Annotated in this window: 8 protein-coding genes; 4 read left to right on the top strand and 4 right to left on the bottom strand. The window is 70.0% G+C overall.

What is annotated here, in order from left to right:
- Positions 1-185: 185 nt before the first annotated feature.
- Entirely contained in the window at positions 186-716 is a 531-nt protein-coding gene (locus CIK71_RS08980) for a Dps family protein (RefSeq protein WP_096164991.1), read from the bottom strand.
- Positions 717-947: 231 nt separating this feature from the next.
- Positions 948-1,721, bottom strand: coding sequence for an ABC transporter ATP-binding protein (locus tag CIK71_RS08975; RefSeq protein ID WP_096164987.1), 774 nt, complete (start codon positions 1,719-1,721; stop codon positions 948-950).
- Positions 1,722-2,033: 312 nt separating this feature from the next.
- Between CIK71_RS08975 and CIK71_RS08970 the strand changes: the two genes are divergently transcribed.
- The 4 genes from CIK71_RS08970 (at position 2,034) to CIK71_RS08955 (ending at position 5,260) form a co-directional block, all read left to right on the top strand.
- Positions 2,034-2,318: an antibiotic biosynthesis monooxygenase family protein gene (locus tag CIK71_RS08970; RefSeq protein ID WP_096164980.1), complete on the top strand. Its 285-nt coding sequence runs from the start codon at positions 2,034-2,036 to the stop codon at positions 2,316-2,318.
- A 95-nt stretch (positions 2,319-2,413) separates the two neighbouring features.
- A complete protein-coding gene (locus CIK71_RS08965) occupies positions 2,414-3,613 on the top strand; it encodes an alcohol dehydrogenase catalytic domain-containing protein (protein ID WP_096164977.1) in 1,200 nt (399 codons plus the stop codon).
- Between the two features lie 184 nt (positions 3,614-3,797).
- On the top strand, positions 3,798-4,697 hold the full coding sequence (locus CIK71_RS08960) for an SDR family oxidoreductase (protein ID WP_096164975.1): 900 nt from the start codon (positions 3,798-3,800) through the stop codon (positions 4,695-4,697).
- Entirely contained in the window at positions 4,694-5,260 is a 567-nt protein-coding gene (locus tag CIK71_RS08955) for a cysteine hydrolase family protein (RefSeq protein ID WP_096164972.1), read from the top strand. The genes CIK71_RS08960 and CIK71_RS08955 overlap by 4 nt, the downstream gene beginning before the upstream one ends.
- A 68-nt stretch (positions 5,261-5,328) precedes the next feature.
- Here the strand turns inward: CIK71_RS08955 and CIK71_RS08950 are convergent, their stop codons facing one another.
- A complete protein-coding gene (locus CIK71_RS08950) occupies positions 5,329-7,584 on the bottom strand; it encodes a heavy metal translocating P-type ATPase (RefSeq protein WP_096164997.1) in 2,256 nt (751 codons plus the stop codon).
- Positions 7,585-7,714: 130 nt separating this feature from the next.
- Positions 7,715-7,927 carry a heavy-metal-associated domain-containing protein gene (locus tag CIK71_RS08945; RefSeq protein WP_096164970.1) on the bottom strand — a complete coding sequence of 71 codons (213 nt, stop codon included), beginning with the start codon at positions 7,925-7,927 and terminating at the stop codon, positions 7,715-7,717.
- Positions 7,928-8,026 lie beyond the last annotated feature (99 nt).

The following is an 8,026-nucleotide window of genomic DNA, read 5'->3' as shown; positions in this document are numbered from 1 at the left end:
ACACAGCTTGACATCGAGCGTTTGCGACAAATATGTCGCAAGAGCGCGCGGGACTGCCGTGAGACCAGACCGTAGGCCAGGTCAATATGTCAGCTATCAGTACGGCAGTCCCGACCAGCGGCGCGGAGGGGCAGATGCCCCTCCGCGCCGCTGGGCTCAGGGTTTCTCCGGGCAGACGGGGTTTCTCAGTGCTGACGCGGGGTGCGGGTCTCCGCGCTGATGAACCAGGCCTGCTGCTCCAGTTTCTCGATGATGCCGTGCAGAATGTCCGCTGAGGTCGGGTCCGCTTCGTCGACCTCGTCGTGCACCGTGCGCATAGTGCCCACGGTGCGCTCGATCGCTGCGGTCATCAGGTCGATCGCGTCGTGGGTGAGGACTTCGCCCTGCGGGAACTCGGGCAGCGAACTCTGCTCGGCCACCACGGCGGGACGGCCGTCGGGAGTGGCATGCAGCGCTCGCATGCGCTCGGCGATGTCGTCGCTGCTGGCCCGGGCGATGTCGACGACCTCGTCCAGGTTCAGGTGGAGGTCGCGGAAGTTGGAGCCGACGATGTTCCAGTGCGCCTGCTTGCCCACCAGGTGCAGCGCCGTGAGATCGGTGAGGACGGACTGAAGATTCTTGGCGAGCGCGGCAGGGGCGAGGAAACCCTCTTCTGCGTTCTCCGGTGCCGTGCACTTCGCGCCGGCGGGCTCGGGGACGGTGACCTTGTCGTTCATGAAAGCTCCTCCACGTCGATGGCCTGCTAGGACTGTTCGTCACGCTAACCAACTGGGTAGGCAGTGGCAACAGAACGGGCCGCGCGGTAGATGCCACGGCCTCCCCGGATCGGCGGGAGAAGCGGTGGATGCCTCGGCCTCGCCGGGCGGCCCGGAGACGCGGTGGTCCGGCGCGAGCTACGTTCGACGGGGCGGTCGCACCGCGTTCGTGACCGGCGCTCCTCGTCGCCGTCAGAAGAAGCGCTGCACCGCCTGCGGGGCGCTCTCGGCGAGGTCCCGGATCTCGTCGTGCTCGGTGTGGGCGAGCACCTCGGGAAGCGTTCCGCGGGCCAGGATGCGCCCGCCGCCGAGAAAGGCGACCTGCGGACACATCCGCTGCAGCAGCTCGGTGTCGTGCGAAGCGATGAGCACGCCGATACCGAGCTGCTCGATGAGTCCGCGCAGCGCCGTGGAGATCTCCCCGCGCATGCCGGGATCCACTGCGGTCAGCGGCTCATCGAGCACCAGGATCTCGGGACGGGTGGCGAGCGCGGTCGCGAGGGCCACGCGCTGCTTCTCCCCGCCGGAGAGGGTCATCATCCGGCGGGTGAGGAAGTGTTCGCCGAGGCCCACGCCGGAGAGCATCTCGGCGGGGGAGACGGCGTGGGTGCGCCCGCCCTTGCGGGCTTCCTTCGCGGCCAGCTGGAGGCGCGAGCCGGCGGTCTCGCGGGGATCACTGATGGTCATCGCGTACTGCGAGACGAAGCGCACGGTCGCACGGAACGACTTGCGGTCCTTGCCGCGCAGCTTGTGCACGCTGCGTCCGTCGAGGGTCACCTGCCCGGAGCTCGGCCGGAGCTCGCCGCTGAGCAACTGGATGAGCGTCGTCTTGCCGGCGCCGGACGGGCCGAGCAGGCCCAGCGGCGCGTTCCCCGCGCTGATCGAGAGGTCCACTCCTGTCAGGACCTCCTCGCCGGGATATCCGGCGTGCAGGGAGGCGGCGGTCAGCATGGTCGCAGGGGGCATCGGGCTTCTCTCTCGAGGGGCGGGGACGTCATGCACAGTATCGGTGCGTGCTGGGGTCTTGCTGCGACCGTCCGGGTCGCCACCGGAATGACCCGCGGCAGACGCGGAGCAGACCTGGAACGACGTGGAACAGACGCGCAAACATGCGGAACGACCGGGAACGACCGGGAACGACTGGGAACGACCCGGAACGACGCGGAACGACGCAGAACAGACCCGGGTTCGTCGTGCGGGCACCAAGGTCCCGTCCCGGTGCTCAGCGGATGGGAGAGGATGGGAAGGTCTGTTCCCCACCAGCCCTCGGAGGCCCCGATGACCGTCGTCAAGATCAACCGTCTCGCCGTGCCCGACGGCCAGCAGGAAGAGCTCGAGAAGCGCTTCGCCGCCCGCAAGCACTCCGTCGACGGTGCGCCCGGCTTCGAGGGCTTCGAGCTGCTGCGACCGGTCGCCGGGGAGACCCACTACTTCGTGATCACCCGCTGGTCCGACGAGGACAGCTTCCGCGCCTGGGCGGCGCAGCGCACGCCGCGGGACCCCGGGACGACGGTCTCCCGCGCCGAGGGGATCCTCGAGTTCGAGGTCGTCGACCTGGACTGACTCCCGCAGACCTTCCGGTCGATCCGGGTGACGGGGGCCGAGGGGCCGCCTACGGTGAGGTGACCCGCACGCACCCACGATCGGAAGGCGGGGCCATGAGAGCGGTCACCTGGCAGGGCACACGGCACGTGAGCGTCGAGGACGTCCCCGATCCCACGATCCAGCAGCCCTCCGACGCGATCATCCGCGTCACCTCCACCGCGATCTGTGGCTCCGACCTCCACCTGTACGAGGTGCTCGGACCGTTCATGACGGCGGGCGACGTCATCGGCCATGAACCGATGGGCATCGTCGAGGCGGTGGGCGCGGGCGTCAGCCACGTACGGCCCGGCGATCGCGTCGTCGTCCCCTTCACCATCTCGTGCGGCGACTGCGCGATGTGCTCGCACGACCTGCAGTCGCAGTGCGAGACCACGCAGGTGACCGAGTACGGCTCGGGCGCCGCGCTGCTGGGCTACTCGAAGCTCTACGGACAGGTGCCCGGCGGTCAGGCCGAGTACCTCCGGGTTCCGCACGCCGACTACGGGCTCATCAAGGTCGGCACGGAGCTGCCCGACGAGAACTATCTCTTCCTCAGCGACATCCTCCCCACTGCGTGGCAGGCCGTGGAGTATGCGGACGCCCCGACGCAGGGCACGCTCGCCGTGGTCGGTCTCGGCCCGGTCGGTCAGCTGGCCGCCCGGATCGCACGCCATCGCGGAGTGGAGGTCCTCGGCATCGACCCGGTGCCCGAGCGCCGCACGATGGCCGCGCGCCACGGCATCGAGGTGTTCGATCTCGCCGAGGACACGGTCGGCGAGATCCGCGAGCGTACCGAGGGGCGCGGCCCGGACGCGGTGGTCGACGCGGTCGGCATGGAGGCCGACGGCAGCCCGTTCGCCGGCCTCGCACAGACCGTCGCGGGCAAGCTCCCCGACGCCATCGCCCGGCCGCTCATGGAGAATGCCGGCGTCGACCGCCTCGCAGCGCTGCATTCCGCGATCGACCTGGTCCGTCGCGGCGGCACGATCTCCCTCTCCGGGGTCTACGGCGGCGCTGCCAGTCCGATGCCGCTGCTGACCATGTTCGACAAGCAGATCCAGCTGCGCATGGGCCAGTGCAATGTGCGCTCCTGGACCGACGACCTGCTGCCCCTGGTCGAGGATCCCGCCGACCCGCTCGGCGTCGGGGACCTCGTCACCCACCGACTGCCGCTCGAGGAGGCCGCCGTGGGATATGACCTGTTCCAGAAGAAGCACGACGGCTGCATCAAGGTCGTCCTGGATCCCACGATCGCCCCTGCACCCTCCGTCTGACCCCCGCGCGGCCCGCCCGCATCGCCCGACAGTGCCCGACAGCGCCCGCACCACCCGACAGCGCCCGACATCTCCCGACGTCGCCCGGCCGTCGTCGTCGGACCGACCCAGATCCCGGCCGCGGCACGGTCCGTCCTTGCCGCGCACCTGACCCGCCAGCCCGCTCACCCCGAGGAGAACTCCCATGGCCAGCAACGACCAGCTCACCTTCACCGACCCCGTCACCCGCTTCCCCGACATCACCCCTCCGAAGCAGGACCAGCCCGAACCCGGTCTCGACGCCGAGCTGATCCCCGGAACCGACCGCGGCGAGGACTCCTACCGGGGCACCGGCCGTCTCGACGGCCGCAGGGCCCTCATCACCGGCGCTGATTCCGGAATCGGCGCCGCTGTCGCGATCGCCTTCGCCCGCGAAGGGGCGGATGTCGCGCTGAACTACCTCCCGCAGGAGGAGAAGGACGCCCAGCACATCGCCAAGATCATCCGTCGCACCGGCCGACGGGGCGTCCTCCTGCCCGGGGACCTCACCGACGCGAGCTTCTGCCGCTCCCTCGTCGAGGAGGCGGTGCGCGAGCTGGGCGGTCTCGACGCTCTGGTGAACAATGCCGGCCGGCAGATCGCGGTGGAGAGCCTCGAAGAGCTCGAGGACGAGCAGTGGACCACGACCTATGAGGTCAACATCCATGCGATGTACCGGATCACGAAGGCGGCCCTCGCCCACCTCCCAGCCGGCTCCACCATCGTCAACACCACGTCGATCCAGGCCTACGAGCCCTCCACCACCCTGATCGACTACGCCTCCACGAAGGCCGCGATCAACAACTTCTCCAAGGGCCTCGCCCAGCAGCTGGCGCCGAAGGGGATCCGGGTGAACGCCGTCGCGCCGGGGCCGATCTGGACCCCGCTGCAGGTCTCCGACGGCCAGCCGAAGGAGGTCCTGCCTGAGTTCGGGAAGAGCACACCGCTGGGCCGTGCGGGCCAGCCCACCGAACTCGCCCTGGCGTATGTCTTCCTCACGTCCCCGGAGTCCAGCTACGTGCTGGGGGAGACCCTGCACGTGAACGGCGGCAACCCGACGCCGTGACCGCGCACCCCGCCGAGGCCCTGCTGCTGATCGATCTGCAAGAGGCCTTCTTCGAGACCCCTGCCCTGGCCGAGGCCCGCACGGAGGTGGTCGACGCCGTGAACGCGCTCGCGGCGTCCGCACGGCGCGCGCAGGTGCCGATCTTTCTGATCAGCACGGAGCACAGTCGCGACCGCTCCACCTGGACCCTCAGCATGCTCGAGGACGACCAGGGCTACCTCTTCCACGGGGACCCGAGCTCCGCAGCCATCCACGAGCTCGACACCGCGGGCATGACCCGGATCGAGAAGACCCGTGACAGCGCCTGGTTCGGCACGGACCTCCTCCTGCACCTGCACAATCTCGCCGTGGGAAGGGTGCTCATCGCCGGGGTCTCTGCCCACGCGTGCATCACCCAGACCGCCAGGGACGCGTACGCGAACAACATCCGGGCCACGATCATCACCGATGCCGTGGCCGACGAACGGACGGACCACAAGGAGACCGTGCTCGATTTGCTGGTGGCCGACCGGCAGGCCGTCCTCGCGAGGACCCAGGAGGTCGTCGACCGTTGGCGAGGTTGAGCGCGCTCGGATCGTCGGGGGACCGAGCGCGCTCAGCGGCCGGACAGGACCACACCGCTGCGGCGGATTCAGCGCGCGCGGCTGCGGAAGGAGCGCAGGCGCAGGCTGTTGCCGACCACGAAGACGCTCGAGAAGGCCATCGCGGCGCCGGCGAGCATCGGGTTCAGCAGGCCGAGCGCCGCGAGCGGGATCGCCGCGACGTTGTAGGCGAAGGCCCAGAACAGATTGCCCTTGATCGTGCCGAGAGTGCGCCGTGAGAGCCGGATCGCGTCGGCCGCGCTGCGCAGGTCCCCGCGCACCAGGGTGATGTCCGAGGCCTCGATGGCAACGTCCGTACCGGTGCCCATCGCCAGGCCCAGATCGGCCTGGGCGAGAGCGGCGGCGTCGTTGACGCCGTCGCCGACCATGGCGACCACCCTGCCCTCGCCCTGCAGACGGGTGATCACGTCGATCTTGTCCTGCGGCATGACCTCTGCCAGGACCTCGTCGATGCCGACCTCGGCGGCGATCTGCTGCGCCGTGGCGCGATGGTCTCCGGTGAGCAGGAGCGGGGTCAGTCCCAGGTCCTTGAGCTGGGCGACGGCCTCGGCACTGGTGGGCTTGACGGTGTCCGCGACGACGAGCACGCCCTGCGCCGCTCCGTCCCAGAGGACCACTACGGCGGTCTCTCCGCGAGTCTCCGCCGCCGCCATGGCGGCGCTGAGCTCCTCCGGCAGCGCCTGCTCGCCGGCGAGGTTCGCCCGGCCGACGAGCACTTCGCGCCCCTCGACGGTGCCGCGCACGCCCCGACCGGGGAGGTTCTCGAAATCCTCGGCGCCGGGCAGTGCGCCGACCTCGTCCGCCGCGCCTCGGGCGAGTGCCCGGGCGATCGGGTGCTCCGACGAGTCCTCCAGGGCGCCCGCACGACGCAGCAGGTCCGCGCGGTCGACGCCGACGGCGGGGAACGCGCCGGTGAGAGTCATCGTCCCGGTGGTGACGGTGCCGGTCTTGTCGAGCACCACGGTGTCGACCCGGCGGGTGGACTCCAGGACCTCCGGACCCTTGATGAGGATCCCCAGCTGTGCGCCGCGACCCGTGCCGACCAGCAGGGCCGTCGGCGTGGCGAGCCCCAGGGCACACGGGCAGGCGATGATCAGCACCGCCACGGCGGCGGTGAAGGCGGCTTCGACCGGGTGCCCGGTGAGCAGCCACGCCGCCAGCACCAGCACGGCGATCACGAGGACCACCGGCACGAAGACCCCCGAGATGCGGTCGGCCAGGCGCTGCACCTCTGCCTTCCCGGACTGGGCGTCCTCGACCATCCGAGCCATCTGCGCGAGCTGGGTGTCCCTGCCCACGCGTGTGGCACGCACCAGCAGGCGTCCACCGGCGTTCACGGTCGCACCGGTGACGGCATCTCCCGCGCCCACCTCGACCGGCACGGACTCACCGGTGAGCATCGAGGCATCGATGGCGGAGCTGCCGGAGACGATCTGCCCGTCGGTCGCGATCTTCTCCCCGGGGCGCACCACGAACTCGTCGCCGACCGCGAGCTCGGCGACGGGGATACGGCTCTCCGCGCCGTCGCGCATCACGGCGACGTCCTTGGCGCCCATGTCCAGCAGCGAGCGCAGGGCGGCGCCCGCTCGGCGCTTGGAACGCTTCTCCAGATAGCGACCCAGGAGGATGAACATCGTGACGCCGGCCGCGACCTCGAGATAGATGTTCGCCGAGCCGTCCGAGCGCCCGATCGTCAGCGAGAACTCGTGGGTCATGCCCGGCATGCCAGCACGCCCCAGGAAGAGCGCATAGAGGGACCACAGGTAGGCGGCCGACGTGCCGACGGAGATCAGGGTGTCCATCGTCGTCGCCCCGTGGCGCAGGTTGACCCAGGCCGCTCGGTGGAAGGGCCATGCTGCCCAGACGATCACAGGGGAGGCGAGGGCGAGCACCGCCCACTGCCAGTAGGTGAACTGCAGTGCCGGGATCATCGAGAGCAGGATGACGGGCACCGAGAGCACCGCGGAGCCGATCAGCCGCTGCCTCAGCGAGGTGAGCTCCGGGTCGGCGGGCTCGCCCTCGGAGGCCTCGTTCTGCGCCTCCGGGGGAGTGGGCAGGGCCGCGGAGTAGCCGGCCTGCTCGACAGTGGTGAGCAGCTGCTCGGAGTCGTATCCGACCGGGACCGAGACGCGTGCCTTCTCCGTGGCGTAGTTGACGCTCGCCGAGACCCCGTCGAGCTTGTTCAGCTTGCGCTCGATCCGGTTCGCGCACGACGCGCAGGTCATCCCGCTGATCTCGAGCTCGATATCGGCTCCTGGCGGCATGGGGGACGGGGAGCTGGACATGATCACGACTTTCTTCGCACGGGGCGGGGATCTCGTGCCGTGCGGCACGACGGACGAGGTGAGGGAGCGAGCGGTCAGGCGGTCTGATGGCCAGACGGCCAGACGGCCAGACGGCCAGACGGCCGAGCGGTCAGGCGCGCTGCGCGCTGTAACCGGCCTCGGCCACGGCGGCGAGCACGGCGGCCTCGTCGACGGGCTGCTCGGAGGAGACGCGGAGTGTGCCGGACCCGTGGTCGACCTCGTCGACCTGGACCCCGGGGATCTCGCTGACCTCCTCACGCACGGACATCTCGCAGTGGCCGCAGGTCATCCCGGTGACCTGGAAGGTGGCGGTGGTGCTCATAGGGAACTCCTTCATCGTCGACTGGTGCGAGCTCTGGGGTGCTCGCAACCACGACAATACCCCCGAGGGGTATGCGAAGCAACGCGTGACAGGCGTCAC

Origin of the sequence: Brachybacterium alimentarium, assembly GCF_002332425.1 — a bacterium.
GTDB classification, from domain to species: domain Bacteria; phylum Actinomycetota; class Actinomycetes; order Actinomycetales; family Dermabacteraceae; genus Brachybacterium; species Brachybacterium alimentarium.
The sequence above is the reverse complement of the archived record's forward strand: the minus strand, read 5'-3'. Positions and strand labels throughout refer to the sequence as shown.

What these genes read in the sequence shown, in the direction of transcription:
- CIK71_RS08980 (WP_096164991.1), bottom strand. Translation starts at nt 716, where the DNA reads ATGAACGACAAGGTCACCGTCCCCGAGCCCGCCGGCGCGAAGTGCACG.
- CIK71_RS08975 (WP_096164987.1), bottom strand. Translation starts at nt 1,721, where the DNA reads ATGCCCCCTGCGACCATGCTGACCGCCGCCTCCCTGCACGCCGGATAT.
- CIK71_RS08970 (WP_096164980.1), top strand. Translation starts at nt 2,034, where the DNA reads ATGACCGTCGTCAAGATCAACCGTCTCGCCGTGCCCGACGGCCAGCAG.
- CIK71_RS08965 (WP_096164977.1), top strand. Translation starts at nt 2,414, where the DNA reads ATGAGAGCGGTCACCTGGCAGGGCACACGGCACGTGAGCGTCGAGGAC.
- CIK71_RS08960 (WP_096164975.1), top strand. Translation starts at nt 3,798, where the DNA reads ATGGCCAGCAACGACCAGCTCACCTTCACCGACCCCGTCACCCGCTTC.
- CIK71_RS08950 (WP_096164997.1), bottom strand. Translation starts at nt 7,584, where the DNA reads ATGTCCAGCTCCCCGTCCCCCATGCCGCCAGGAGCCGATATCGAGCTC.
- CIK71_RS08945 (WP_096164970.1), bottom strand. Translation starts at nt 7,927, where the DNA reads ATGAGCACCACCGCCACCTTCCAGGTCACCGGGATGACCTGCGGCCAC.